This window comes from Acetobacterium wieringae (assembly GCF_001766835.1).
Classification (GTDB): domain Bacteria; phylum Bacillota; class Clostridia; order Eubacteriales; family Eubacteriaceae; genus Acetobacterium; species Acetobacterium wieringae.
The window spans coordinates 1-26,201 of record NZ_LKEU01000010.1 but is presented as its reverse complement, the minus strand read 5'-3'; the positions used below and the strand labels follow the sequence as shown (position 1 = coordinate 26,201).

The following is a 26,201-nucleotide window of genomic DNA, read 5'->3' as shown; positions in this document are numbered from 1 at the left end:
AATGAAAAAACAATTAGTGAAAAGTAAAAAAAGGGCCATTCTGGCCGGTGTCTGTGCTGGTCTTGGCGAATACTGCAACATTTCACCCTGGGTCTTCAGAGGGCTTTTCCTGTTGCCCTTTGTGCTCCGATTCGTGCCGGGAATCCTCAGCATCATTGTCTATATTCTCCTGGCAGTGGTTCTCCCCGGGAATAAGCGGATTGAGAATCAGGATGTCGTTGAAGTGGATTATGAAATTATTGATGACAACAGCGACGAAGAGATCATTGATTTTAGTAACGAAAAGACGGGATCCGAAGAAAAGGTTGATTAAGATGTTTGAGAAAAGAATCATTACAAAATCAAGCCAGGATACTTATGATTTTGGTAAACAGTTGGGGGAAGCGATGCGCTTCCCCCTGATTATTTTTTTACAGGGTGGAATGGGTGCTGGAAAAACCTTGTTTTCAAAAGGCTTTGTTGCCGGTATGGGTCTTTCGGATGAGGTTACCAGTCCCACCTATACCATTGTCAACGAATATGGCAATCCACCCCGGGTTTTTCATTTTGATTTATACCGGCTTCAGGATCCCGATGAGCTTTATGAGATGGGCTTTGATGACTACCTCAGCCGGGGGTGTACGCTGTTGCTGGAGTGGCCGGATCTGGTCTTGGACGAAGCGTTTGAACCCAGGTTGGAAATCAGATTGGAATCAAGGCTGGAGACGCCTGAGCAACGGGAAATAATTTTGAGAACCGATAATCAGAAAGTGGCGCAGGTATTAAATGCACTGTAGAAAAATTGCAAAGCATCAGTCGGCAAAAACGCAGGCATAACCGGGAGGTTGTCAGTGACTAAACGTGTTAAGTGAATAATGAATGATAAGGTGGCAAATATGGAAAACGTGTTAACCAGTGTGATCATCCCTGCTGCTGGATTGGGTCGGCGGATGAAGGCATCTGTCAGCAAACAGTATCTGCAGTTAAACGGAAAACCGATCTTAGCCCATACCCTGGACGTTTTTGAAAAATGTTCGCTGATCGACGAAATTGTGCTGGTCATCAATCCTGAAGAGCGGCAGCTGTGTCAGGATCAGGTCATCGGGGTCTATTCCTATAGCAAGATCAAATTAGTGGCTGGCGGCGAGACCCGGCAGGAGTCGGTTTATGCCGGACTAAAGGCGGTGAATCAGCAGACCCGGATTGTCCTGATCCACGATGGCGCCAGGCCACTGATCAGCGAGTCGGTCATTTGCAAGAGCATTGAAGAAACTATTAAGTATCGAGCGACGGTGGTGGGGGTGCCAGCCAAAAACACCATCAAGGTGATAAGTGACGATGGCTTTGTCGAAGCGACCCCGGATCGAAATTATCTGGTGGAAATCCAAACCCCCCAAACCTTTGACTACGATCTGATCAAAGAGGCCCATCAAAAAGCGCTTGAATCGGGAGTATCCGGGACAGATGATGCCTTTCTGGTGGAATGGCTGAAGGTTCCGGTTAAAATCGTGGTTGGTGACTATACCAATATCAAAATCACCACCCCGGAGGATTTAACCATCGCTGAATCGATCATTAAACGAATGGCCGAAAACCAATGATCAGGCAAAAAAATTAAAAGTTTATTAATAGAAATAAAGAATGAGGTGAAAAATGCTGTTATTTTATGCAGTTTTTCGCTTCATTCTTTATTTATTGGGGAATAAAAGATATAATGGAAAAGTATGAAACAAAATGCTAAGGGTTATTCACCTTTTTAAAAATAAATAGTGAAAATGTGGAGGAAACCATGATTGAATTATCAGAAGAACTTCTATTAAGAATGTATTATAAAATGAATCAGGCCCGATTTTTTGAAGAAAAGCTGGGGGAACTGGAGGAAAAAGGTCAGGTTCATGGTACGGTTCATCTGGCTATGGGTCAGGAAGCTGCTGGGGTGATGGCCTGTCTGGCGTTGGAAGAAGGCGATCTGGTGTCATTAAGTCATCGGGGTCACGCTCAGGCGATTGGCTTTGGCCTGGATGTCAATCTGATGATGGCAGAATGTCTGGGGAAAGAAACCGGCTATTGCAAGGGCAAAGGCGGTTCAATGCACATCGCTGATGTCGAAAATGGCAATCTGGGGGCCAATGGTGTGGTTGGTGGCGGTTTTGGCCTGTCCTGTGGGGCGGCACTGACGCAGAAATACCAGAAGACTGGGAAGGTTGTATTGTGCTTTGCCGGGGACGGTGCCACCGATACGGGCAGTTTTCATGAATCCCTGAATCTGGCCTCGATCTGGAAGCTGCCGGTGGTTTTTTTCATCGAGAATAATCAATACGGGATGTCAAATCCGGTCGAAAACCACATGAATGTTGAGAATATTTCTGACCGCAGCGAAGCCTATAACATTCCGGGTCTCACCATTGACGGTAACGATTTTCTCGATGTTTATAATACCGTTACGAAAGCGTTGCGTTATGCCAGAGCCGGGAAGGGGCCGGTGCTGATTGAAGCTATAACCTATCGCTTCAGTGGCCATTCCAAAAGTGATAAACAGCTTTATCGGGAAGAACAGGAAGTAAAGGAATGGCGAAAAAAAGATCCGCTGTTGAAGATGAAAGAGTACCTCCGGGAAAATCGGATCTTTACTGAAAAGCAGATTCAAAAAATGGAAAATGAAGCCATTATTTCCATTGAACAGGCGGTGGAATTTGCTAAAAAAAGTCCATCACCGCAGCTTGATACAATTTTAGCAGATGTATATGCGTGAGAGGTTGAAGAATGAAAACAAATGATATGACAAAAATGACCTACCGCGATGCCATCCGTCTGGGGATAACCGAAGAAATGCGTTTGGATCGGGATGTCATTTTTTTAGGTGAAGATATTGGTGTTTATGGTGGCGCCTTTGGAGTCTCGAAAGGTTTATTGGAAGAGTTTGGTGAAGAGCGAATTCTGGATACCCCGATTTCTGAAGGGGCGATTGTCGGAACCGCCGTGGGGGCGGCAACCACCGGCTTGCGCCCGGTTTGCGAGATTATGTTTATGGACTTTATCACCCTGGGTTTGGATGCTCTGGTGAATCAGGGCGCTAAAATGCGCTACATGTTTGGCGGCCAGTCCCAGGTGCCGATGGTATTGCGATTGCCAGCCGGTTCCGGCGCTGGTGGTGCGGCTCAGCACAGTCAGAGCCTGGAAGCCTGGTTATGCCATGTACCGGGACTGAAGGTGGTGACCCCATCAACCCCGGCTCAGGCCAAAGGCCTGATCAAAGCGGCCATCCGGGATAACAATCCGGTCTGTTTTATTGAACATAAGATGCTCTACGATTCGGTGGGTCTGGTTCCCCTTGACGAGGAGTATACCCTGGAAATCGGAAAAACCATCGTTGAGCGGCCCGGGAAAGATGTCACCATCGTCGCCTATGGAACCACCCTGGCTAAAGCCATTGAAGCCGCTGATTTTTTAGAAGAGGAAGGAATTCGGGTGGAGATTCTCAATCCCCTGACCTTATATCCCATGGATATGAAACCGATCATCGAATCGGTTATCAAAACCGGTTGTCTGATTGTTGCCCATGAGGCTACTAAAACCGGCGGGGTCGGTGGCGAAATTGTCGCGCGAGTCGTTGAGAGTGAAGCCTTCGACTATCTCACAGCGCCGATTGTCCGTCTGGGTGGCCTGGATGTTCCGATTCCCTTTAATCAGGAATTAGAGTCAGCTGCGGTGCCCCAGCGCAATGATTTCGTTCATAGCGTCTATCGTCTTCTGAATCGGGAATAGGGAGCGGACTCAATGATGGAAAATGAAATAATCTTACCGAAAGAGACGTTGGATATGACAATAGAAAACTCGACAAATGCCGAAACGATTAAAGAAGCGACCCTGGAACATGATCAAAAAAGTGAGGAAGCGTTGTCAGAAGTAAATGCTGATAACGAAGAAACCGGCCAAACAGACGTAGTGGCAGGTAAAAAAATGGTAGATCAAGAAGCAGAGCGTTGTGACGATAGTCAACAGGAAGAAAATCTGGAAGAAAAACTAACGGCCGCCATTGAAGAACTGGAACGAAATCTGGAAGAAACCATTAAGGAAGGGATAAAGCAGCAACCAACTGTAGCCATTCAAGGCATCATCAATGATGAAATGATTGAAGATCCGCAGGAAGTAATGACGGAGTCTGATCCCCGGGTGGGGAAGGTCAGGGCGACCCCGGCGGCCAGACGGATTGCCCGGGAATTTAAGGTGGACATTGAAAAGGCCACTGGAACCGGACCAAATGGTCGAGTTGAAGTTGATGATGTGAAAAAACTGGTGGTTATTCAACCGGGAACCTTTGACTACAAGTCAAAAGAACCGGTGGTGATCGGTACCAGTCTGGATAAAATAGCCGGAAATCCCAGAAATCTGTTTACAACACCCGGAAAGCTGGAAGAAATCCCGGTCAACAAAACCAAATCCCGAAAAAAACTGAGCGAGATGAATCAGAAAGTCGAAAGGCTACCGAATCCGGAGCTGGACTTTGTTCCTTTTGTGGATGCCAATGATATAGGCAAGGAAGAAAAAGATACGGATGTGGTTACAAAAATTTCAGAGCTGGATTTTGTCCCGTTTGTTGATCTTAAAGCAGAACCACTCCGGGAAGAAATCATTGTCAAGCCAACGCCAATGCACCTTCTTCGTGAAAATGAGCAGGAAGCGCTGGGTAAAAAAAATAAAAAATCCCGGGGGTTATCAAGAAAAAAACAGGAACCTGAGAAAAACACGGATAGTAAATCCGAAAAAGTTGAGCTTTCAATTTCTTTGGAAACAGCAGATTCTGAGATCCAAGATCAATCGATAGCCGTTGACACGCAAAATCCGGGATCAGAATCGGCGGTTGTTGCAACGGAACAAAGCATTGCAAGCAACGAAGTGCTTCAAGCACCAGCAGAGCAAGTTAGTGAAGTAGCAAAAGAACTGCCTGGGGAAGCGGAAGAGCTTGTCACTAATGAAATCAGTCGGGCGAAGAATAATCGGAGCCATGGGGTTCGATCCAGGATAATCAGAAAATATCGGATTAAGTGCGAGGAAGAAACAGCAGTCATCAGTTTAACGACTGAAATTGATATGACTGAAATCAAGGATCTCCGCAAGAAGATTACCAAAAAAATTGAGGAGCAGGCTAAATACCGCTGTACCTATACCGATTTTCTGCTGTTGGCAACATCCCGGGCATTAGTAAAACATCCGCTTCTTAACGCCCGGCGGGAAGACGCAATCGTCGTGCCCCAGGATTATGTCAATATGGGTTTGACAGTGGAATCCGAAGAGGGTTTGATTGTTCCGGTGATCAAAGACACGCAGACGATGAGCTTTGTGGAAATCGTCAAAAGCCGGGGTGATCTTTTAAAAGCTGTTAAAAACAAACATCTTTCGTACGAGCAACGGGAAGGCAGCACCTTTACGATCTCAAACCTGGGGATGTATGGGATCCGGGAATTTACTGCCATCATCAACCCGACGAACAGTGCCATTCTCAGTGTTGGCGAAGTGGTTCAACGAATCCGGATTTTCCAGGGTGAACCGGTGGTTCGGTCAGTGATGAAAATCAGTCTGAATCTTGATCAACGGGTGGCCAATGGGGTCGATGGTGCAAAATTCCTCCAGGCGATTAAGGCTGACATGGAGAATCCCTCACTATTATTGTTTTAGTCTTAAAAATTGTCAGAATCAAGAAAAGATAACGTTACCAAAAAAATAATCATTGTCACATTTAAGCAAATTGTGTTAGACTAAACAGCATAATATAAGATTACAGAACATACATGAAGCAGATGAAAAGCAATGGCCAATTGTCTGCTTTTTTTGTATCTAAGCGAATGTTAAATTTGAAAGGAGTACAAGGTTGGAGAAGATATTAAAGGAAGGCATTACCTTTGATGATGTATTGTTAATCCCAGGAAAGTCCGAAGTGTTGCCAGGAGATGTTAACACCGGCACCCGTCTAACAAAGAAAATTGCCCTGAATATTCCCATTATGAGCGCCGGCATGGATACGGTCACCGAAGGACGATTGGCCATTGCCATGGCCAGAGAAGGTGGTATCGGGATTATTCATAAGAATATGACGATTGAAGAACAGGCGTTTGAAATTGATAAGGTAAAGCGTTCAGAAAACGGGGTTATCGTTGATCCGTTTTTCCTGTCGCCGGAACATAATATTGGCGATGCGCTGGAACTGATGTCCCGCTACCGAATTTCTGGTGTTCCGATTACCATCGAAGGAAAATTAGTGGGAATCATCACCAACCGTGACCTGCGTTTTGAAAGTGACCCGAAAAAGAAAATCAAAGACGCCATGACAAAAGATAATTTGGTGACAGCGGAAGAGGGCACCACTCTGGAAAAAGCTGAAGCCATTTTGAAACAATACAAGATCGAAAAGCTTCCGATTGTGGATTCCGAAAATAATCTTAAGGGTTTGATCACCATTAAAGATATCGAAAAAAGCATTAAATACCCGAATGCCGCTAAAGACTATCGAGGACGACTGATTGTTGGTGGTGCCGTAGGCATTAGCAGCAACACCTTTGAACGGGTCGATGCTCTGGTAGCAGCTCAGGCTGATGTCATCGTCGTGGATACCGCCCATGGTCACTCCATTGGGGTCGTTAAAACGGTTAAAGCGATCAAGGAAAAATACCCTGATGTACAGCTGATTGTTGGTAACATTGCTACCGGTGCTGCTGCTAAAGATTTAATCGAGGCTGGTGTGGATGCTCTTAAAGTCGGGATTGGCCCCGGCTCCATTTGTACAACCCGGGTTGTTGCCGGGATTGGGGTTCCGCAAATCACGGCCATTCTGGACGTGGTTGAAGTCGCCAAAGAATATGATATTCCGGTAATTGCCGATGGTGGGATCAAGTATTCCGGGGATGTCGTAAAAGCCATTGGAGCTGGAGCTGATGTGGTGATGATTGGTAGTCTCTTTGCTGGTACTGATGAAAGTCCGGGAGAAACCATCATTTATCAGGGCCGAAGCTTTAAAACCTACCGTGGCATGGGCTCTTTAGGGGCCATGAAAGACGGCAGCTCGGATCGCTATTTCCAGGAAGGCCAGAAAAAACTGGTGCCTGAAGGGGTTGAAGGTAAGGTTCCCTACAAAGGACCGCTGGCCGATACCGTTTATCAATTAGTCGGTGGCCTTCGTTCCGGGATGGGCTATTGTGGTACCCCGACCATCAAGGATCTACGAGAAAAATCGCAGTTTATGAAAATAACCAGTGCCGGTCTGATTGAAAGTCACCCGCACGATATTTCCATTACCAAAGAATCACCCAACTACAATAGCGCTCAATTTTAGGAGAATTTATGATAAAAAAGCATTATCAAGATGAGATCATTCTCATAGTGGATTTCGGAGCACAATACAATCAGCTGATCGCTCGACGGGTTCGTGAAGCTAAAGTGTATTCAGAAGTTGTTCCTTATGACATCACCCCCGATGAGATTCGCCAGAAAAATCCCAAAGGGATTATCTTTACCGGCGGACCTTCCAGTGTTCATGAAGCAGGAGCTCCCCAATGTGATCCGGAAATTTATAACATGGGCATTCCCATTTTAGGGATCTGCTACGGCGCTCAGCTGATGGCGGAACAGCTAAAAGGGGTTACCGACTCAGCCGATATTCGGGAGTACGGTAAAAAGGCCTTGAATTTTTCACAAGACTCGGTGCTGTTTAAAAATATTCCGGATGGATCAACCTGCTGGATGAGTCATACCAACTATATCCAGACCATTCCGGAAGGATTTTGTATCACTGCCACCACCGACTCGTGTCCGACCGGGGCCATGGAATGTCATGAACGCAAGCTCTATGCGGTTCAATTCCATCCTGAGGTGGAACACACCCAATACGGTAAAGAAGTTTTAAATAACTTTATCTATGATGTCTGTGGCTGCGAAGGGTTATGGACCATGCATAATTTTGCCCAGGAACAGATTGAAGCCATCAAAGAACAAGTCGGTGACCGGCGAGTGCTGTGTGCCCTTAGCGGCGGCGTTGATTCGTCAGTGGCAGCGACTCTGGTTCACCAGGCCATTGGTGACAAGCTGACCTGTATCTTTGTTGATCATGGCCTGCTTCGAAAAGATGAAGGCGATCAGGTTGAAGCGATCTTTAAAAACCGCTTTCACATGAACTTTATCCGGGTGAACTGTGAAGATCGTTTCCTTGGTAAATTAGCTGGTGTCAGTGATCCGGAACAAAAACGAAAAATCATCGGGACAGAGTTTATCCGGGTCTTTGAGGAAGAATCAGGTAAATTAAACGACATCGACTTTTTACTTCAAGGAACCATTTATCCGGATGTGATTGAAAGCGGCACCAAAAACGCAGCGGTCATCAAAAGTCATCACAACGTTGGCGGATTACCGGATGATGTCAATTTCGAACTGATTGAACCACTTAGAAACCTCTTTAAAGACGAGGTTCGGGCCGTCGGTGAAGAAATTGGACTGGATCACGATCTGGTCTGGCGGCAACCTTTCCCGGGGCCAGGTCTGGCCATTCGGGTGATGGGCGAGGTCACCAAAGAAAAATTGGATATCTTAAAAGAAGCCGATTTTGTCTTTAGAGATGAGATTGCCAAAGCCGGTCTGGATGAAGAAATCTGGCAATACTTTGCCGTGCTGCCGGGAAACCGCAGTGTTGGTGTTATGGGTGATGAACGAACCTATGACTATACCATTGGCCTGCGAGCCGTCACCTCGGTTGATGGTATGACTTCCGACTGGGCACGCATCCCGTATGATGTGCTGGAAAGCATCTCAACCCGAATTGTTAACGAGGTAAAACATGTCAGCCGGATTGTCTATGACATTACCAGCAAGCCCCCTTCAACGATTGAGTGGGAATAACAATAATGTTAAAAGGCAAAGTGATTTATCCTGTTTGGGACAAAATCGTTTAGCCTTTCCAATAAAATAAAGTATGATAAATGACCTTGAAATGAGTCGTCCAACTTCTCATTCCGAGGTCATTTTTTATTCTTCATAATGTGGCTCGAAGCCTTGTAATTACCACAATTTTTAAAAGAGAGATTATTGAAATTATTATATTGATTCCATGGGAAGAATTTTGGTTACAGAATAAATCACTTTGCCCGGTAGGATAAATGCGCTCTGTAACACTAGAAACAAACGCTAGAAAGTGCTAAATAAGCGACTTCCCAGTTTCTACGTCAGCAATCGGCATAATTTATAGGCTTAATATCTCTACAGAATCAATATCATCTTCAGAATCTGAATGAGTAAAATCAACAGCAGTTTCCTGATGACGTAATGAAAGATAGGATTGTATATTACTTGTGACATCTTGAATTTCTTGTATTAGTGCAATTCCAGATGTTAAATTATCACTGTAGAAATTTTTATATGTATCTTCTTTTGCAGTTTTTGATATGGCATTTTTGGGAACCAAATATTTCGCAATACTATTACCTAAATCAGACACAAGGTCTGGGGAATAGAGAATTAAGTGATAATTTTGAAACCAATACTGTTCAGCTTCCAATAATTTTAGAGCCATGATTTCATCTTGACTGAATAAAGTATCTTTAAGGTAATAGGATATAAGTATTTGATTTTCTGAATTCATTACCAAGGATGACATTGAGGAAAGTAAGTCAGAAAAACCATAGGACTTGATTGCATAATAATAATAAAGCTGAACATCATTTAATGGAGACTCTAAAGCGGCTTTATATCTTAATGACAAAAATTCTTTAATCAGCTCGTTATTGAAAGAGTTCATAGTATTAAAAATGTGAGAAGTATACAAAAGTGATTCTGGAGCTAGACTTAATAGGAAGCACAATTGATGATAATCATATAATTTTATAGTATATTCGTTAAAATTTGTTTCTTGGAAATGTTTTGTCTTAAAAAAGTTAACAATTAGTGATTTTTTGTTTTTTAAATCAGATAAAGATGAAATTCTGTAAATGATTTGATTTAAAAATGAAAGTGTATGTGAAACAGTAGTTTTCTTGTTGTTCGCTATTTCATAGTCTTTTAAAAGTTCAAGATTCCAGTGACGTATAATAGATTTCCAATACCGTGTTAAAAGGTTATAACTATTGTAATCTTCGTAAGTCCAAATTTCTTGTTTACTCTCGTTTCGCTTAAAATCGTAAGACTGTAAGGTTTCATCAAAAATGGTAGTAATCAAATTGATATCTTTCGAGTTACAGAAGATATAGAAATCATCTGAAAAATATTCAAAGTGAAATGGAATGTTCTTAGCAGTCAATTTAACTTTAAAATCTGCAGATATTTTTTGCAACATACTTTCAGCAAAATATAAAGAAAGATAATTTCCCATGATTATGCCACCAGTACGTCCGTTATTTAAACCTGCTAGAACAAAATCTTCTAAGCCGTTTAATTCTAAGTAGTGAGTATATATTTTCCCGTAATACTCCTCTATGTCTAGTTTTAGAAGAGAATCATATAAACAGAGATTCATAAAATCATTATTTAAGTGCCGATCATATTCTCCTGAAACAAAATCACCAGTATCAAGATTTGCAGATAATCTTTTGTGATCGGGGTCAATTAAACGTAGATCTAAAAAATTTGGCAAAGAAGAATAATAATGATAAGCACACTTAAAACTTATTGGATTAGGGAGTTTTATTGTACGGAACTTTTCTCCTTCTTTTTGTATTTTGAACGGAATCGGAAGTGTCCATGATAAATTACTTATGGGAAATGTAGTAATATCGCTTGGGTAATTTAGAGAATCAATATTAACAAAATGTCTTATAGGATTTCTGAAATTGTATACATTGTTAAAATTCATGTAAGTTTACCTCGTTTTTTAGTATTCTGAAATAGTTTTTAATCATCATAGCTTTTAAGATGTAACGAAACAATGGGTGGGACTCGTCAAATGACAGATACATACCGATTAGTTTCTTTTTCCATTAACAGTCCGTGATTTTCCTCCGATTTAAATAAAATTTGCATCAGATCCAAATTAGAATAGATGTCATGATCTTTAAGTGGAGATACATCTAATTCTAGAGTAGTATCAATCTCATTTGACTTAGTTTCTTTTGGAATCATTTTATGGCTTTTATACTGTCGGATTCGAACATCGGCAGTAGCGGCTGAAAATCCAGATTTGATACCAAGTTCTTTTTGAGACATGCCTCTTATTTTATGTCCAATTGACATCACCTCATTTCTTAATGAAAGTGATTACAATACTAATGAGATCTCAATAAAAATAAAGAGGAAAACGATATGAGTGATGTTTCCTTTTGACAGTCCCTGGCGCACTCAGAGATTAAATCACTTCCTCAAAAAATCCTGCTTGTCTGCAGAAATCGACTTGACCACCTCAACATCACTGGCCACATCAAAATACTGAGCATCATACAAACGGTTTAAATAATCCTGATAAAATTCAAGGAGTGGCGGAAAGGACGCGATGATTTCATTTCTGATCTTGTTGATGTTTTCCATCGAATCATCTGGGGTGCGATCTAAGTCAAGGTAGGTGTTCAGGAGTTGAATGGCGGTTTCAGCATGATGACTGGCATATTGCGGAAAAACCTGAAGGTCTGGCTCTTTGCTGATTTTATCCCGAACTTTTGAAATAACCGCTTCCAGATCTTCGAGGATGACCTCCTGCGAATAGAGCGATTCCCGCCGTTTGGCAGTTTTTAATAAACCGATTAGTTTTTGAAGCCTTGCCTGTTCCGCAATGTTGCGATCCTGAAGAGCTGATAAATTGGGATTTTCAGCTGCGTCAAACATCACAAGATCCTGGGAAGGGGATTCGATAGTTGGGCGCTTGATTTTTTCTGGTGGTTCATGTTTTACCCGAAAAACGACATAGTAGATCACAAAAACGAATAGGATCGTTAAAAAGGCGCCGCCGACAAAAAGGGACAATAAGGCAATTGGTGAATTTTCTAAAGCAAACAGATTACTGAAAAAGGTTGAAGTGTCCATGATAGAGATACCCCCTGATATGGATTAATGGATCATTCTAACGATAAGGTTATGCTACCATTTAGTAAGAAAAGCACCAAACGCAGGTGCTTTTCTTTGGTGAAATGCGCTTGTAGCAAAGGGAAGTACCAGACCTGAGCGCATTAATTCCTGAATCGTGAAAAATTTATCCAAAATACCGGAATTAGACTTCATCTTCCGGGTCTACGGTGCTGGTTTCTGAAGGTACGGGTTGGATTTGGGCCATAAGCTCAGTTGATAAATCCGGGCTAAACGGTTCACTATCTGCGGCTGCAGTTGTTGTACTGACAGTTATAGTGGGGGTTTCAGTCGGTGTTGCCATTTTGCCGCCTAAGAATCCCGAAATCAACGACTGCAGATTAATGCCAGTGCTTTCGGAGATTCCTTCGGTCACTTGGGACATGGTATTGACGATGTCTTTGACCATTTTGGTAGAATTACCATCGCCATACATGGTAATGCGATCGACGTTGTTAAGTGGAGCAGCAACATTGCGGGCAACTTCGGGAAGGGCATTGAAGTACATTTCCATGATGGCGGCATCGCTGAATTTCTTCATTGCCTCAGCTTTGGCATCAATTCCGGCAGCTTCGGCCAGACCTTTGGCCTTGATGGCGGCAGCCTCGGCAAAACCCCGGGCTTCAATGGCGGCAGCTTCCTGCTCTTTGGCATAGCGATCAGCTTCGGCCGCTAATCGATTGGCTTCAGCATCTTTGGTGGCAATAAACAGCTTTGCTTCAGCATCTTTTTGTTTCTCAAATAATTCGGCTTCAGCTTTTTGGATACGCTGGTAGCGTTCAGCATCGGCAGTTTTGTTGATCTCTGCTTTTAATCGTTGTTCGCGAACTTCAACTTCTTTGGCGGCCAACTCAATTTCTTTTACCTGTTTAATAATATTGGCTTCCTGGGTCTTTGTCTCAATTGTTTTTCGCTGTTCTTCCTGCTCGATTTGGTAAGCGGCGTCGGCCTGGGCCTTCGTCAGATCAGACTGACGTTTTAATTCGGCTTTGCGGATATCCAGATCGGTATTTTTCTGGGCAATTTCCAGATCGGCTTTTATTCTGGCATCGTTGGCAATTTTAGCAGCTTCTGATTCGGCAATCGCAACTTCTTTCTCGGCGTTGGCGCGGGCAATCGCGGCGCCTTTTTTGATCTGCGATTTGTTTTCGGTACCAAGATCTTCAATCACGCCAGCCTGATCGCGGATTGATTGAATATTGAAGGAAATTATTTCAAGACCCATCCGTTTAAGATCCGGAACAGCGTTTTCCTGCACCTTTTCGGAGAAGGATTTTCGGTCGGTCAACATATCTTTGAGGTCAAGTGAGCCAATGATTTCTCGGACATTTCCCTCAAGGACATCTTTAACCTGAGGAATGATTGAATCAGTTGATTGGTTCAAGAAATTCTCGGAAGCCAGTAAAATGGCCTCTGGCGATGAACCGATCTTGATCTTTACCGCGCCATCCACCATTACATCGATGAAGTTATTGGTTGGTACCGATTCCCCGGTTTTGACATCGACAGACATCATTTTGAGATCCAGTTTATCAACGCGTTCAAGAAAAGGAATCTTGATTCCCGCTTTACCGATAATGACCCGCCGCTTGATACCCGATATGACATAGGCCGTATCGGGCGGCGCTTTGACATAGCTCATCATTAGCAGGGAGATAACCAACAATACGACAATAACTGGAATAATCAGTGTGAAAATTGACATTTGTGCCTCCTGAGATAAGTGATTTTAAGATCAAACAAACAATCGTTGCTGTGAGAATTCATCAATCGCACCATTTGGCGAAAGAAGTTCATCAGGATATGATCTCAATGAAATTATTATATAGTAGCTTGGATTCAAAGTCAAAGAACAAAAAACGATACAGTTTGTTATAATATTAAATGTTATAATCGGAGAAATGGTATAATAAACACAAAATGATAAGCATGACGGAGGAAATCAAGTGACAAAACCATCGGAATAAAACAAAAAATCAATTGAGAAAGAAAACAGATATCGATAAAAAGAAGAAATGATTGGTGAATAAAAAGGAGATTACAATGGGAATTCAGGAAGAAGCACTAAAGTTGCATGAAGAATGGCAGGGTAAGCTGAGTATTGACAGCAAGGTTCCGGTCAAAACAAAATACGATCTGTCAGTGGCCTATACCCCAGGGGTAGCGGAGCCCTGCCGCATGATTCATAAAAATAAAGAAGATGTCTATAAGTATACCGGTAAGGGCAACATGGTGGCCGTAGTCACTGACGGTTCGGCAGTGTTGGGCTTGGGCGATATTGGCCCGGAAGCCGCCCTGCCGGTGATGGAAGGAAAAGCGGTTTTGTTTAAGGAATTTGGCGGCGTGGATGCTTTCCCGATCTGTATACCGTCGAAAGATGTGGAAGTGATCATCAAGACGGTTAAGATGATTGAACCGGTTTTTGGTGGTATTAATCTGGAAGACATTGCCTCGCCCAGATGTGCAGAGATTGAAAGACGTTTAAAAAAGGAGCTGGACATTCCGGTTTTTCATGATGATCAGCATGGTACGGCAGTGGTGACGACGGCAGCGTTGATGAATGCATTAAAGGTTGTCGGTAAAAAATGGGACCAGGTAACCGTGGCCATGAGCGGCGCCGGAGCAGCCGGATCGGCGATTATCAAGATGCTTCTCAATATGGGGGTTAAGGATATCATCGCCTGTAGCAGCAAGGGTATCCTCTCAAAAGACGAACAGTACAGTAACTGGGTTCATCAGGAAATCGCTGAGATGACCAATAAGGATCACAAGAAAGGGACTCTTGCCGACGCCATCAGTGGCGCTGATATTTTTATCGGGGTTTCAGCACCGGGTATCGTCACGGAGCAAATGATTCAGACCATGGCTGAAAATGCTATTGTCCTGCCGATGGCCAATCCCGATCCGGAAATTGACCCTCAACTGGCCATTCAGGCCGGGGCCTGGGTGGTGGGAACCGGACGGTCGGATTATCCCAACCAGATTAATAATGTGCTGGCGTTTCCGGGTATTTTCAGAGGAGCATTGGATGCCAGAGCCAGTGACATCAATGAAGCGATGAAGGTTGCTGCGGCAAAAGCCATTGCTGACTTGATTGCGGAAGATGAATTAAGTGCTGACTATATTATTGTACCAGCCTTTGATCCCCGGGTAGGAAAAGCGGTGGCTGAGGCCGTATACCAGGCAGCAGTGGATTCGGGTGTTGCCAGACTGAAGTGAGGTTGGCACGGGAATTTATACGTTCGCATTAAATTTGTTTGTCTAAACTGAGTTACAAAAAAACAGGTGGTTAGAATGATCGGTTTCTCTGATCAAACATAACCACTTGTTTTTTATTGTGAAAAAGTAGAAACTTAACCCCTAACACATGTTTGGAAGTCTTAAGCACATTGAAATAGTGAGAGCGTTATAATATTTTTAAAATACACTCTTCTGGCAAAGATTGAAGTTCTGAAAAGAGGATGTTCTGAAAATCAGTATTGGCTTTTTCGTCCCATTTGCAGGCAAATTTAGTTTTTGTCTTGAGGCCTTCATCGAAAAAGGTATCAATTTCAGCCGGTGTAAGTGTCGAAAAATATTTTTTCAGGATGATGTTACTTTTTGAAACAAAAAAGAGTTTTTGGCCATCACGAACCGGTATCCGTATAAGGATATCGCTTGTTACGAGCTGTTTATAATCATGCAGAACATGATTAATATAAGTCAGTCCCGAGATAAGATCACGATAATGAGAAGCTCTTTCGTAATAAAACTGGGTAGCCTCTTTATTCATGCAGAGCGTCAATTGATTGATTAAACGCTGCATCTTTTTCTCATCTGAAAAAACCTGGCTTAAGGATTCCCGATTTTTGAAAAAATCGTCTGGACTCATGACCTCGGGCAGCGTGTGGTATTTAAAAGTAAAACGATTTGTATCTTGAACAATGGGAAAGAGATGCGTAAACACCTCGATCATTGTTTGAATCAATTGTTTTCTTCGAAAAGGTCCAAAAGTATCATCTTCTCGTTCCAGTACAATGGACAGCGTATGAGAGTTTCCTGACTTGGCAAGTTTGAGATAGAAATAGCGCCGGTCATTTTTCATTTGTGAATTGAAATAAGGCTTGAGCTCCTTGATCAGCTGACATTCCAGCAGTCGGGCTTCTAAATGGGTATCGGTGACAATATAATCGACATCGTCAATAAAAAAGACCATCCGTTCAATTTTGGGTTGCTTGGGGGATTTAGTGAAATAGGATTGTACTCTTTTTTTCAGGCATTTGCTTTTTCCGACATAGATAATTTGACCAGTGGAATCCAACATCTTATAAATACCTGGAAGTGCGGGTATCTGGTTTAATTTTTGCTTTAAATGGCTCATCGTTTCGGTTTCCATATCATTTTTATTTTAGTTATGGCTAAAAAATAGTTCATTTTTTTTACCTGCCTATACAATAACATAACAGCAGCTAATCTAACCTTGATCAGTTTAAACTTTTGAAGAAACTCAACAAAAAAAAGTAAGTCCTTGACATCGTGGACAAAAACAATTACAATAAGTGCAAAGTCAATGAGTTTGGAGTCAGTGAAATGAAAACGAAACGTCAAATCCAAAAAGAGGCAACCCGAAAATTGATTTTGGATACCGCCTACCAAGTGTATGCAAGTGAAGGGTTTAGTGCTACGACCAATCAAATAGCCAGGGCGGCTAATCTTTCCCATGGTACCATCTTTGTTCATTTTCCAACGGTAGAGAATCTCATTATTTGCCTGCTTGAACGTTTTGGTTTAGAAATCAATGCGCAGTTTCACCTTCTCGCGGAAAAGGATGAAAGTCTGGAGACTTTTTTGGCGGCCCATATTAGTGTTCTGATCCGGTATGAAGATTTTTATAAACGGCTAATTTCCGAGATTAATGTTCTGCCTCAGGAAGCAAAGTATGTGTTCATAAATATCCAATCAGTGGTTTCATTTCATCTTAATCAGGTGATTGAGCGTGATCAGGAAAAAGAGACCATCAAAGAAATACCGATGCACATAGTCTTTAACAGTTGGTTAGGTTTGATACACTATTATCTGACCAATAGCTATCTTTTTGCAGCTGGGTCAGTGCTTACGGACCATAAAGATGAATTGATTTTGAACTATATAAAATTAATTAGAAAATAAAAGGAGGAAACAGATGAAAACTTGTATAGCATGCGGAATGCCGATGAAGAAAGAAAGCGACTTTGCGATGGGTGACACCAGTAAGGCGTACTGTATCTATTGCGCAAAGGAAGATGGCTCGATGCAATCATTTGAAGAAAAAAAACAGAGTCTGGTAAATTTTACCATCAAAACCCAGGGACTTGACAAAGCTGTTGCAGAAAAGGCGGTGGAGAACATGATGCGTCAACTGCCAGCATGGAAAGCGTTTTTTTAGAAATACGAACGAAACGAATGAAAAAAGTAGCCGTGCTGGTCTCAGATAAAATGAACCATCACGACTACTTTTTTTGATTAATTCTTAATTCCGATTTTTCTAATCAGTACCCAGGTTGATCCAGTTGCGATCATACTAAAAATTAGCAAGGAGAACATGCCGATAAAGGGGTTATGGGCGGAAACACCCATGGCCATGTCTAAAAACTTCAGCAGGATGGTTGATATCTGGCCAGAGATGAACATATCGATGAGTGGCAAGACCACAAAGACGATGATATAAAAACCAACGATATAAGAGATTTTCTGTTTTTTATCCATCCGATAGAGGGCGACGGTAATAAAATAACCGAGGGCTTGCGCAGCAATAAAAAGCACCGTCAGAAAAAGAAAACTGATAAGATATTCAGATAGACCGCTAAATTGAATAGTTCCTGTGGATTGATAGATCATACTCAATAAACTGGAATAGGCAATGCCGCTTGATGGCGAATCAATTAACTTTCCAAGCGCCAATAGCAGCAGTGAAAACAAGGCCATCGTCACAGCCAATGTTACGGCGACGTAGATCCGATTCACAAATAAAGATTTTCGGGAGATACCGTTTTGCAGGGCAAACAGAAAATTTTCCTTAAAAGCGTTCAGGCCGCAAACGAACAGAAATACGGCGGGTGCCATATCGAGACCGGCTATTTGGCTGGATTGATTCGTCGTCAGGATATCCGATGAAAAGGTGATTTGCATCGGAACCAGCGCCATCACCGCCAGGATGACGGCACAGAAGATTAAAACAGCGTTTCGGTGATCCGCAAGCTGATATTTATAAATTGCATGTAGTTTCATTACGTTACTCCTCATTGGTTAGTTTGATAAATAATTTCTGTAAATCTAAATTGGTAATCTCAATTCCATCAGGCACGGTACGCTTATCAAGAGATCCAATAATAGTGGCGGTTTTTAATCCGCCCAGTACATCGGCGCCAATCACTTCCTTGTCGGCAATAAAGGCATCCACTTGTGTGATTGCTCCGGTAACGGAGCAACCCTTGCTTAATAAAGCTTCACAGGATTCATTCACCAGAATTTCACCGTTTTTGATAATCATGACATACTCCAGCAGATTGGCGATTTCATCGATTAAATGGGTGGAAATAATCGCTGTGAATGGATTATCGCTATATTTCTCAATCAATAACCGGTAGAACATTTCCCGATGATTGGCATCCAGGCCCAAAACCGGTTCGTCAAACAAGACATAGGGGGTGTTAACCGAAAGGGCTATGATGATTTTAAAAATGGAAGTATAACCAGTCGACAACGAGCGGATTTTTTTCCTGGTGTTGAGTTTAAATTGCCCGGCTAAGTTGAGTGCATAGTCCAAATCAAAATCCTTGAAAAATTGTTTCGTCCACTTGAAGGCTTCATTACAGGTCATGCTCTCGGGATACAGATTTTTTTCTGACATCAGATAGAGCAGCCCTTGGGTCATATCATTTTCAACGCTTACCAGACCATCGATGGTAACTTGGCCGCTGTCGGCAAAGAGCCGATTGGTGATAATATTCAAAAGCGTCGATTTTCCAGCGCCGTTTCGACCCAATAGTCCATATATTTTGTGGGGCTCAAATGTCAGGTTTACCTGATTTAAAGCTAATGTGTCTCCAAATCCTTTTGTTACATCATTTATTTCTATTCCGTTCATTCCTGATAACCTCTTTCTACCATTCCCAATATTTCTTCATTGGTGATACCTAATTTTTTTGCTTCCTCGATGAGTTTTTTAATATAATGATCGAAGAATAATTCTTTGCGTTTGTCCCGCAGTTTTGAAACTGCACCGGGAGCGACAAACATCCCGACACCGCGTTTTTTAAAAATAATACCCTCATCAACCAATATCGAGATGCCTTTGAGCGCCGTGGCCGGATTGATTTTATAACTGACCGACAATTCAGTTATGGATGGAATCTGACCGCTTTCCTCAAACGCTCCGGTTAAGATGGCGTCTTCAATGCCATCGGCAATTTGAACAAAGATCGGCCGTTCATCTTCAAAATTTATTTGCAAAGGGATACCCCCTTTCGGAATATTGGTTAGTTAGTTGACTAACTAACCATAGTGCTATTGTAATGCAAGTTTGTTTGCTTGTCAATAGCAATTATAAATATGATTTAAAACGAACTGAGCATAAATATTTTATTCAAAACCGTTTTATGCTATACTCACAAAAGAATATAAATGCTTACCGCTTAATGATGTGAGTTGATTTGAATTTTATAGTGAGTGACAAATTTAAAAACGAATGAAGAGGAGCAAATTTTATGTATGAATATTATTACAAAAAGCAAGATTTTGGCATGTGTCTGACGGAGGCAAAAGGTGAGGGTGAAGAAGCGCTTATTCCTGCGGACAAAGATATATTAATTGTTGCCGATGACATTTTTAAAGGCCATAAAGAATTGGTGCGGGTTGAGTTTCCGGATACGGTTATCGAGATTGGTGGTTTTGTTTTTGATGGGTGTAAAAACCTGAAGCAGGTCAAACTACCAGCTAACCTTAGAGATTTTTGGCAATATGCCATGACCCGTTGTGGGATTGAAGACATCGAAATACCGGGAAGTGTGACCCGGATTGCTTCGTTTACCTTTAATCAGTGTGATCAACTAACAACGGTAAGAATCAATGAGGGAACCAGAAAAATTCTTTCCTGGGCGTTTAAAGACTGTAATAATTTAGTGGATGTCTATTTACCAGCGACCATCGAGGAAATCAGTGACAAGGCTTTTGAGGGTTGTCCGAAAGTCGTGCTGCATCGAAAGTGATTTAAAAGTGAACAAGTGTTAGCAAAACGAACGGTAATTTGCGTATAAAATGAACATTTTTTGATGCGGAATGTCAAATTCATGGTAAAATATTGTCTTTTTTTTGTTGGCACAAGAATTGCTTAAGCTTAGGCATGAGTATTCTTTTTTAATCGGCTTCTGATAATAAATGGTTTTTATGGGTATACTATGAGCATACATGAGTTGAATCAGGAAAGTAAAAAAAGAATGCTTACTAAGAAAGTGGAGGAAAAAAATGACAAAAACAGGGAAATTTTTAGACATGGCAAAGAAAATGGCAGAAGCGGCTGCTGAAAAAGCGATCCAAATTGATGTGCCTATGGTTATCGCAATTTGTGATGCAGGCGGAAACATGGTATTGTTTAACCGAATGGAAGATTCTTTATTGGCCAGCATGGACATTGCCACAAATAAAGCCTATACTGCAGTAGCGCTTAAGATGGGTACTGATCAAGCCGCAGAGCTAGCTAAAGAAGCTGGTCAGCTTTTTGGAATTGCGTCCTGTGACAAAGGCAGAATGGTCGTATTTGGGGGTGGTTTCCCAATCGTCGAAGACGGTAAGATCATTGGAGGAATCGGCGTCAGTGGCGGAAGCGTGGCTGAAGATATGACCGTTGCTCAAGCGGGATTGGATGCGCTGAAATAAGTCGGTAAATTGCTTAACTGATCCAGTTCATCGAAAAACACGTGTTGCATTATGCTTGCAATTGTGCAGGTTTGATCCTGTTAAGTTAAAATGATAAGAAATAAATATTAATTTAAACTGACCAGCCATCCCATCCGGACAGGCTGGTCAGTTTTTTTAGTCACTGATTCAATTGAATCAGTGAGCTGCAGGTGGCTAATTAAAGCCAAAAACAATCGGGAAAATAAAGGCGACAATAGCCAACCAGATGGCATAAGCATAGAGATAGGATGTCTGCCAGTTTTCGATTTGGGTGAAATCAATTTTTTTAGCGAAAAAGCGGCCATAAAGCCAAGCCAAACCGGCCAGATTAATTAACAGAATCAGATTTTCGCCCAGTGCCGCCAGTTTGTTTGGGGTGATTCCAAAGGCGGATAAGCGCAAGAGGATGGCGGATAAGGCGACCGCATCGATAATCATTGCGACAACAATCAGGGCCAGATTCAGATAATCAAAGAGCTTGTTTTTGGCGTAGGGATTTCGGGCCGATATGGTGTAAAGAACCAATCCCAGAACCAATACCAGCATAAAGTCAAAGGCGATCAGGTAATCTCTTTCCATAAAAGGACTTTTCCCGGAAACGACCAGAACCAGCAGAAAGGCAAGCATGATAAACAGGAAAAGCGGACTGAATATTTTGGCCAGAATCGGAGCAAAATTTTCGACCACACTCTTCTTGATCTCGACCAGATAGACGGTGATCATCGCCACCGCAGCGGCTCCATAGACAATCAAATAATTCTGAATAAACCAACTGGCATCAATTTGAATGGCAAAAAACATCGCCTGGGTAAACATCGCCAAAACGATAAGTCCACAAAAAATAAGGGTGCCATAGATTATGGCTTCACCGGTGAAACGAATAAAATTCATCCGTCCCTGGCTGCTACGCCATTGTATATCGAGATAGGCAACCCCAGTGACGAGCCATAAAAATAATGGCAGATGCAGGGCGGTCAGTAACTCGGTACTATTTGGGGGATACGAAGGATAAGCGTTGATCAGGAGGGCTGCACCGGCAAAAATGCCTAAAATCACGGCGGTCATTTTCAAATTCGCTTTGTTTTTATATAGAAAAAACAGGGCAATCAATGGTAGGATGAAAAAACTCAAATTTTTGAAATAAAACAGTTGGTATTGGGGGTCGTTGAAGCTATAACCGAAAAGCTCCGGAATTTTGAAAAAGGTGCCAGCCAGAAACGAGAACAGAATGACCAGCCCGATAGTGCGCTTGTTTTCGCTTGAAATGCCGGTGGGTTCGGGTTCTAGCATCAATTGTTTCCAGAGATTTTCGGTATTTACTTTAGAATATTCCCGGGAAACCAAATGGCTATCGCCAAAACGTTTTACACTGATTAAAAAGGCTTCTTCGGCTGATAATCCAGCGTTAATCAGATCTTCAATTTCATCGTGCAGATGGCTTTCCAATTCAATAATGTCCGTTTCCTTAAAATGCCCCTGACTTCTCAGGCAGTCACTCCAGGCGTGGACGTTTTTTTCTAAATCATACATGGCAAGCAGACCTCCTTGTTGATAATTTCAAACCAGGTTTTAGAGAGGGCAGTATGGATAATTTCCCATTGTTTCTTTTGTACTTCCAGTTCAACCAGTCCTTCCTCTTTAAGTTTATAATATTTTCGCTTCCGGCCACCATCAGAATTATTCCAATACGACTCGATAAAATTTTTTTCTTCAAGACGATGAAGAACCGGATAAAGCATTCCTTCGGACCAGACGAGTTCGTCTCCGGTTAATTCTTTAACCTTCTTGATAATCGCATAGCCATAGCTGTCATTCTCTTTTAAAATGGATAGAATAAAGGGGGTTGCCGAGGCGGCAATTAAATCCTTTGATACATTCATTAATAACCTCCTGAATACATAGATCTATTAGGTATGCTTGTATTATACATAGAACTTCTAGGTAATGCAAGTCTTTTTGCAATTGCGATTGTAACGGTTGATTTTCAAGGGTGCGATTCTATGTTAGAATAGAACGTATAAAATAAAAGAAGACGAATTGGTAGTGTTATAATAATCAAGCACAGTTTAAATAGAGTGTTGAGGTGGAATAAATTGGAACGAGAAGACTTTTACAACCGCCGCCCGGGAATGATTGGCGAACGAAATTTCAGTCAGTATGCGGTACTGGTGATTTTGGTGGATACTGCAACAGGGCCGGCATTACTTTTTGAAAAACGCTCTGCGACATTGAATCGTCAGCCAGGTGAAATCTGTTTTCCGGGTGGACGACTGGAAGAAGGTGAAACGCCCCAGGAAGCGGCAATCCGGGAAACCATGGAAGAATTGTTGGTGGATCGTGGGCAAATCGAAATACTGGGACCAGGAGATGTTTTTATTTCGCCATTTAATATGATGATCCATCCGTTTATTGCGATACTAAGAGATTATAATTATGGTTTCAGTCATGAAGAAGTAGCCGATGTATTTACTGTACCAGTCCGATATTTTCAGGAGCATGCACCAAAAAAGTATTTTAATCATTTGAGTCACGAACAACCAAAGGATTTTCCCTATGAATGTATTCCTGGCGGAAAGAACTATCCCTGGGTTAAAGGTAGCTATGAGATAAATTTCTATTCTTATAAAGAGGATGTGATCTGGGGGATGACCGCAACGATTGTCGAGTCCACGGTGGAATTGATCGGGAAGTACCATTTGCTAACAAACGTGTAAGGAGAGATAAAATGAAGCTTACAAAATTGCTGACCAGTGTCATTGCGATGATGCTGACCTTTGCTTTTATTTACCAGTCCATGGTTAATGGAAGTCTGGACTTTTCAGCTCAAAATCCGGATATTTATGCCTATGGATGGTTGGCTGGGCTGTCTTTGTTGCTCATCGCCGGAACAATTGGGGTTGCATCAATAAATAATGAAGATCGTAAAATTTTGTTGACGGCCGCAAAATTTTATTTTGGATGTGCCATTGTTACGTTTCTGTTTGCAGGAAATGACAGTATGACGGCAGTTACGACTGTGTATGCGGTATTAGCGGGAATTGTGTTTCTGGTAAATGGCTTGATGACCAAGAATGAAGATGACATGGAATACGGTTGGGACGAGAAAAGATCCTGGGGCAAAAGGAAAGTTGAGATAAAAAAACAATCAAAAGACAAAGATGTCTGGGGAAATAGCAATATTCACGGGAAAACAAAAAAAGATAAAAAAATAAAGTCGCCTCGAAAGTCAGGGGTGTTTGCAATCATCTGGATCAGTATTGTTATTATTTCTGGGATCTTTTTTGGTGTTGCTTTTCTGATGGATGAAGAAGAAAGCCAGTATGATTATGACTACTCAGAGCAGATAAAAAGCGAAGAAACGCTGACCCAGGAGCCAGCCAGGATTTATGGTCCCGGCGAAACATGGACAGTTGACGGGGATTTTTCGTTGGCGTTTAAAGCCGCCAATGAGACAGACTATCGAAATGAGTATGCAGAAATAAATCCGGACCAGGTAGTGGTACTGACCTATGACTATACAAACATTGGCCATAAAAAAGATGTGATGGATTTATATATTTCATCAGTCAGCTTTTATGTGATCGATGAAAATGGCGAGATTGCAGAAACCTATCCAGTGACTGGAATGTCCTATCCTCAGGAAATTCCGATTGGGGCATCGAGTTTGGGATCTCAGGAAGCATTCGGGTTGAAAAACCCCAGTCAGGAAGTGATGGTTTATGTGGAGGTCTATGGGAATGACTATGTGCCCTATGAAGCCTTCTTTAAACTGCCGGTTCAACATTCGGTACCAACCGTTTAAATAAACACAAAAAATAGCGGCCAGGTACAGGTGGCAATAACAAAAAATGAAACGAGGAAATAATGAAGAAAATCTATCTCTATGTTTTTTTAACCGGAATGCTGTTCGGATCGATGGAAGTTGCGCTAAAAATTGGGGGAGCTACATTTAATCCCATTCAGCTGACTTTTATCCGCTTCTTAATTGGAGGACTTTTTCTGTTGCCCTTTGCGATCAGTGATCTCAAGAAAAAACAGATTAAACTCAGCACGAGTGACCTGGGGTATCTCTTTACACTGGGCTTAATCTGTATCTGCTTTAGCATGGTACTTTTTCAGATTGGCTTAATGGGGATTAACGCCAGTCTGGCAGCGCTAATATTCTCGATCAATCCGGTCTTTACGATGGTCTTTGCCCATTTTATCGTCCATGAAAAATTCACGAAAAAAAAGGCGATCGCCTTGACCATTAGTATCGTCGGTTTGATCATTGTGATGAACCCCCAAAAGTTCATCTCCGGTGAAAATAATATCTGGTTTTTATTAATGACTCTGGTGGCAGCGATTGCCTTTGGACTGTACACTGCCTATGGCAAAAAAAGAATTGGTGTAATCGGTGGTGTGGCTCAGAACAGTTTTAGTTTTCTGATGGGTTCGGCGGTATTATTGATTATGTTGATTGCTAGTGGACAACCAGTTTTTCAAGGTGTTAGTCTGGGAACCGCACCATTGTTATTTTATTTGGGTGTCTGTGTGACGGGGATCGGCTATTACTTTTATCTAAAAACCGTTGAAGTCGCTGGCCCGTCGACAGCTTCAGTAGCGTTCTTCATTAAACCGATGGTTGCGCCGATTTTTGCACTGGTAATCCTGGGAGAAGCGATTACCTTAAATATCGGGGTTGGACTGATTTTTATATTGTTTGGATCCTTTATTAATCTCACTGATGGAGATAAACTGGTTAGGATGTTTCGGCTCGAAAAAGTCTTTTATAAACAGTAAAATAAAAGACATATTTTTTCAAAAACTTATTGACAAAGAGTTGAAAAGTCTTTATACTAACAAAGTCGTCAAAAACAGCGGCAACGAAAACACAGCAACATAGAAAACAACAAAAAAGAATTTCAAAAAACAGCTTGACAATCACAGGAAACGACGATATAATAGAAAAGCTTCTTCAGTCGGAAACACTTAAAAAACGACGGAGTGGCAACGGTCATAGAAAAGAGAATAGTACCATAAAACCTGTAAAACAGCCAAAACATCCGCGAGGGTGAATGCGGCTAAATAGAAACAGAGAGATGAACTCTATAAAACATTAACTCGGTAGAGTATAAAATACGCTTTATTCAAAATGAGACAGCATTTAAAAGCTTAACGGCTTTAAATACAAACTTTTTATTGAGAGTTTGATCCTGGCTCAGGACGAACGCTGGCGGTATGCTTAACACATGCAAGTCGAACGAGACGAGATGGAATGACCCTTCGGGGGAATGAAATCT

At 42.0% G+C, this 26,201-nt stretch carries 26 protein-coding genes and 1 rRNA gene; 17 read left to right on the top strand and 10 right to left on the bottom strand.

All coding sequences use genetic code 11. The features are described from left to right. The first annotated feature begins 1 nt into the window (after position 1). The 8 genes from ACWI_RS00595 (at position 2) to guaA (ending at position 8,862) form a co-directional block, all read left to right on the top strand. On the top strand, positions 2–313 hold the full coding sequence (locus ACWI_RS00595) for a PspC domain-containing protein (RefSeq protein WP_070369500.1): 312 nt from the start codon (positions 2–4) through the stop codon (positions 311–313). A gap of 1 nt (position 314) precedes the next feature. Next, the gene (gene tsaE, locus ACWI_RS00590; protein ID WP_070369499.1) at positions 315–776 is read left to right on the top strand and encodes a tRNA (adenosine(37)-N6)-threonylcarbamoyltransferase complex ATPase subunit type 1 TsaE; all 462 of its coding nucleotides are present in this window, start codon (positions 315–317) and stop codon (positions 774–776) included. Positions 777–875: 99 nt separating this feature from the next. After that, positions 876–1,580, top strand: a complete 705-nt coding sequence (gene ispD / locus ACWI_RS00585) for a 2-C-methyl-D-erythritol 4-phosphate cytidylyltransferase (protein ID WP_070369686.1) — start codon at positions 876–878, stop codon at positions 1,578–1,580. Positions 1,581–1,768: 188 nt separating this feature from the next. After that, a complete protein-coding gene (locus ACWI_RS00580; RefSeq protein WP_084633414.1) occupies positions 1,769–2,731 on the top strand; it encodes a thiamine pyrophosphate-dependent dehydrogenase E1 component subunit alpha in 963 nt (320 codons plus the stop codon). Between the two features lie 26 nt (positions 2,732–2,757). Further along, on the top strand, positions 2,758–3,744 hold the full coding sequence (locus tag ACWI_RS00575; protein WP_341465143.1) for an alpha-ketoacid dehydrogenase subunit beta: 987 nt from the start codon (positions 2,758–2,760) through the stop codon (positions 3,742–3,744). A 12-nt stretch (positions 3,745–3,756) separates the two neighbouring features. After that, a complete protein-coding gene (locus ACWI_RS00570; protein WP_070369497.1) occupies positions 3,757–5,655 on the top strand; it encodes a 2-oxo acid dehydrogenase subunit E2 in 1,899 nt (632 codons plus the stop codon). A gap of 193 nt (positions 5,656–5,848) precedes the next feature. Continuing rightward, a complete protein-coding gene (gene guaB / locus ACWI_RS00565) occupies positions 5,849–7,306 on the top strand; it encodes an IMP dehydrogenase (protein WP_070369496.1) in 1,458 nt (485 codons plus the stop codon). Positions 7,307–7,314: 8 nt separating this feature from the next. Beyond that, positions 7,315–8,862, top strand: a complete 1,548-nt coding sequence (guaA, locus tag ACWI_RS00560) for a glutamine-hydrolyzing GMP synthase (protein WP_070369495.1) — start codon at positions 7,315–7,317, stop codon at positions 8,860–8,862. A gap of 340 nt (positions 8,863–9,202) precedes the next feature. On the opposite strand, the gene ACWI_RS00555 is transcribed toward guaA, so the two are convergent. The 4 genes from ACWI_RS00555 to ACWI_RS00540 all read right to left on the bottom strand — a co-directional run bounded on the left by ACWI_RS00555 (position 9,203) and on the right by ACWI_RS00540 (position 13,711). After that, positions 9,203–10,807, bottom strand: a complete 1,605-nt coding sequence (locus tag ACWI_RS00555) for an RNA-dependent RNA polymerase family protein (protein ID WP_070369494.1) — start codon at positions 10,805–10,807, stop codon at positions 9,203–9,205. Positions 10,808–10,893: 86 nt separating this feature from the next. Then, positions 10,894–11,184 (bottom strand): hypothetical protein, encoded by a 291-nt coding sequence (locus tag ACWI_RS00550; protein WP_139142300.1) that lies wholly within the window; start codon positions 11,182–11,184, stop codon positions 10,894–10,896. A gap of 117 nt (positions 11,185–11,301) precedes the next feature. Then, positions 11,302–11,967: a hypothetical protein gene (locus ACWI_RS00545; RefSeq protein WP_070369492.1), complete on the bottom strand. Its 666-nt coding sequence runs from the start codon at positions 11,965–11,967 to the stop codon at positions 11,302–11,304. 184 nt (positions 11,968–12,151) lie between these two features. Beyond that, positions 12,152–13,711, bottom strand: coding sequence for a flotillin family protein (locus ACWI_RS00540; RefSeq protein ID WP_242871551.1), 1,560 nt, complete (start codon positions 13,709–13,711; stop codon positions 12,152–12,154). A gap of 338 nt (positions 13,712–14,049) precedes the next feature. Between ACWI_RS00540 and ACWI_RS00535 the strand changes: the two genes are divergently transcribed. Beyond that, positions 14,050–15,225 (top strand): NAD(P)-dependent malic enzyme, encoded by a 1,176-nt coding sequence (locus tag ACWI_RS00535; RefSeq protein WP_070369491.1) that lies wholly within the window; start codon positions 14,050–14,052, stop codon positions 15,223–15,225. 187 nt (positions 15,226–15,412) lie between these two features. Here the strand turns inward: ACWI_RS00535 and ACWI_RS00530 are convergent, their stop codons facing one another. After that, positions 15,413–16,366, bottom strand: a complete 954-nt coding sequence (locus ACWI_RS00530; RefSeq protein WP_070369490.1) for a GIY-YIG nuclease family protein — start codon at positions 16,364–16,366, stop codon at positions 15,413–15,415. Positions 16,367–16,575: 209 nt separating this feature from the next. Here ACWI_RS00530 and ACWI_RS00525 point away from each other — a divergent pair, with 209 nt between their 5' ends. Together ACWI_RS00525 and ACWI_RS00520 are read left to right on the top strand one after the other, a co-directional pair. Then, entirely contained in the window at positions 16,576–17,154 is a 579-nt protein-coding gene (locus tag ACWI_RS00525) for a TetR/AcrR family transcriptional regulator (RefSeq protein WP_070369489.1), read from the top strand. A gap of 13 nt (positions 17,155–17,167) precedes the next feature. Beyond that, entirely contained in the window at positions 17,168–17,410 is a 243-nt protein-coding gene (locus tag ACWI_RS00520) for a zinc ribbon domain-containing protein (RefSeq protein ID WP_070369488.1), read from the top strand. Between the two features lie 77 nt (positions 17,411–17,487). Here the strand turns inward: ACWI_RS00520 and ACWI_RS00515 are convergent, their stop codons facing one another. The 3 genes from ACWI_RS00515 to ACWI_RS00505 are packed head-to-tail and all read right to left on the bottom strand — an operon-like array spanning position 17,488 to position 19,476. Next, a complete protein-coding gene (locus tag ACWI_RS00515) occupies positions 17,488–18,252 on the bottom strand; it encodes a hypothetical protein (protein ID WP_070369487.1) in 765 nt (254 codons plus the stop codon). 4 nt (positions 18,253–18,256) lie between these two features. After that, positions 18,257–19,111, bottom strand: a complete 855-nt coding sequence (locus tag ACWI_RS00510; RefSeq protein ID WP_070369486.1) for an ATP-binding cassette domain-containing protein — start codon at positions 19,109–19,111, stop codon at positions 18,257–18,259. Beyond that, the gene (locus ACWI_RS00505; protein ID WP_026396224.1) at positions 19,108–19,476 is read right to left on the bottom strand and encodes a GntR family transcriptional regulator; all 369 of its coding nucleotides are present in this window, start codon (positions 19,474–19,476) and stop codon (positions 19,108–19,110) included. Before ACWI_RS00505 ends, ACWI_RS00510 begins: the two co-directional genes overlap by 4 nt. 254 nt (positions 19,477–19,730) lie before the next feature. Between ACWI_RS00505 and ACWI_RS00500 the strand changes: the two genes are divergently transcribed. Beyond that, the gene (locus ACWI_RS00500) at positions 19,731–20,231 is read left to right on the top strand and encodes a leucine-rich repeat domain-containing protein (RefSeq protein ID WP_070369485.1); all 501 of its coding nucleotides are present in this window, start codon (positions 19,731–19,733) and stop codon (positions 20,229–20,231) included. 256 nt (positions 20,232–20,487) lie between these two features. Next, entirely contained in the window at positions 20,488–20,898 is a 411-nt protein-coding gene (locus ACWI_RS00495) for a GlcG/HbpS family heme-binding protein (protein ID WP_070369484.1), read from the top strand. 195 nt (positions 20,899–21,093) lie between these two features. On the opposite strand, the gene ACWI_RS00490 is transcribed toward ACWI_RS00495, so the two are convergent. Both ACWI_RS00490 and ACWI_RS00485 read right to left on the bottom strand, forming a co-directional pair. Next, a complete protein-coding gene (locus ACWI_RS00490; protein WP_070369483.1) occupies positions 21,094–22,449 on the bottom strand; it encodes a permease prefix domain 1-containing protein in 1,356 nt (451 codons plus the stop codon). After that, positions 22,437–22,799 carry a PadR family transcriptional regulator gene (locus tag ACWI_RS00485; protein ID WP_070369683.1) on the bottom strand — a complete coding sequence of 121 codons (363 nt, stop codon included), beginning with the start codon at positions 22,797–22,799 and terminating at the stop codon, positions 22,437–22,439. The genes ACWI_RS00490 and ACWI_RS00485 overlap by 13 nt, the downstream gene beginning before the upstream one ends. A gap of 213 nt (positions 22,800–23,012) precedes the next feature. On the opposite strand from ACWI_RS00485, the gene ACWI_RS00480 reads away from it, so the two are divergent. The 4 genes from ACWI_RS00480 to ACWI_RS00465 all read left to right on the top strand — a co-directional run. Further along, complete coding sequence (locus ACWI_RS00480) at positions 23,013–23,633, top strand: NUDIX hydrolase (protein WP_084633412.1); 621 nt, start codon at positions 23,013–23,015, stop codon at positions 23,631–23,633. Between the two features lie 11 nt (positions 23,634–23,644). Next, entirely contained in the window at positions 23,645–24,721 is a 1,077-nt protein-coding gene (locus ACWI_RS00475; RefSeq protein ID WP_070369482.1) for a hypothetical protein, read from the top strand. Positions 24,722–24,783: 62 nt separating this feature from the next. After that, positions 24,784–25,701 carry a DMT family transporter gene (locus ACWI_RS00470; RefSeq protein ID WP_070369481.1) on the top strand — a complete coding sequence of 306 codons (918 nt, stop codon included), beginning with the start codon at positions 24,784–24,786 and terminating at the stop codon, positions 25,699–25,701. Positions 25,702–26,096: 395 nt separating this feature from the next. Next, positions 26,097–26,201, top strand: a 16S ribosomal RNA gene (locus tag ACWI_RS00465); the annotation flags it as partial.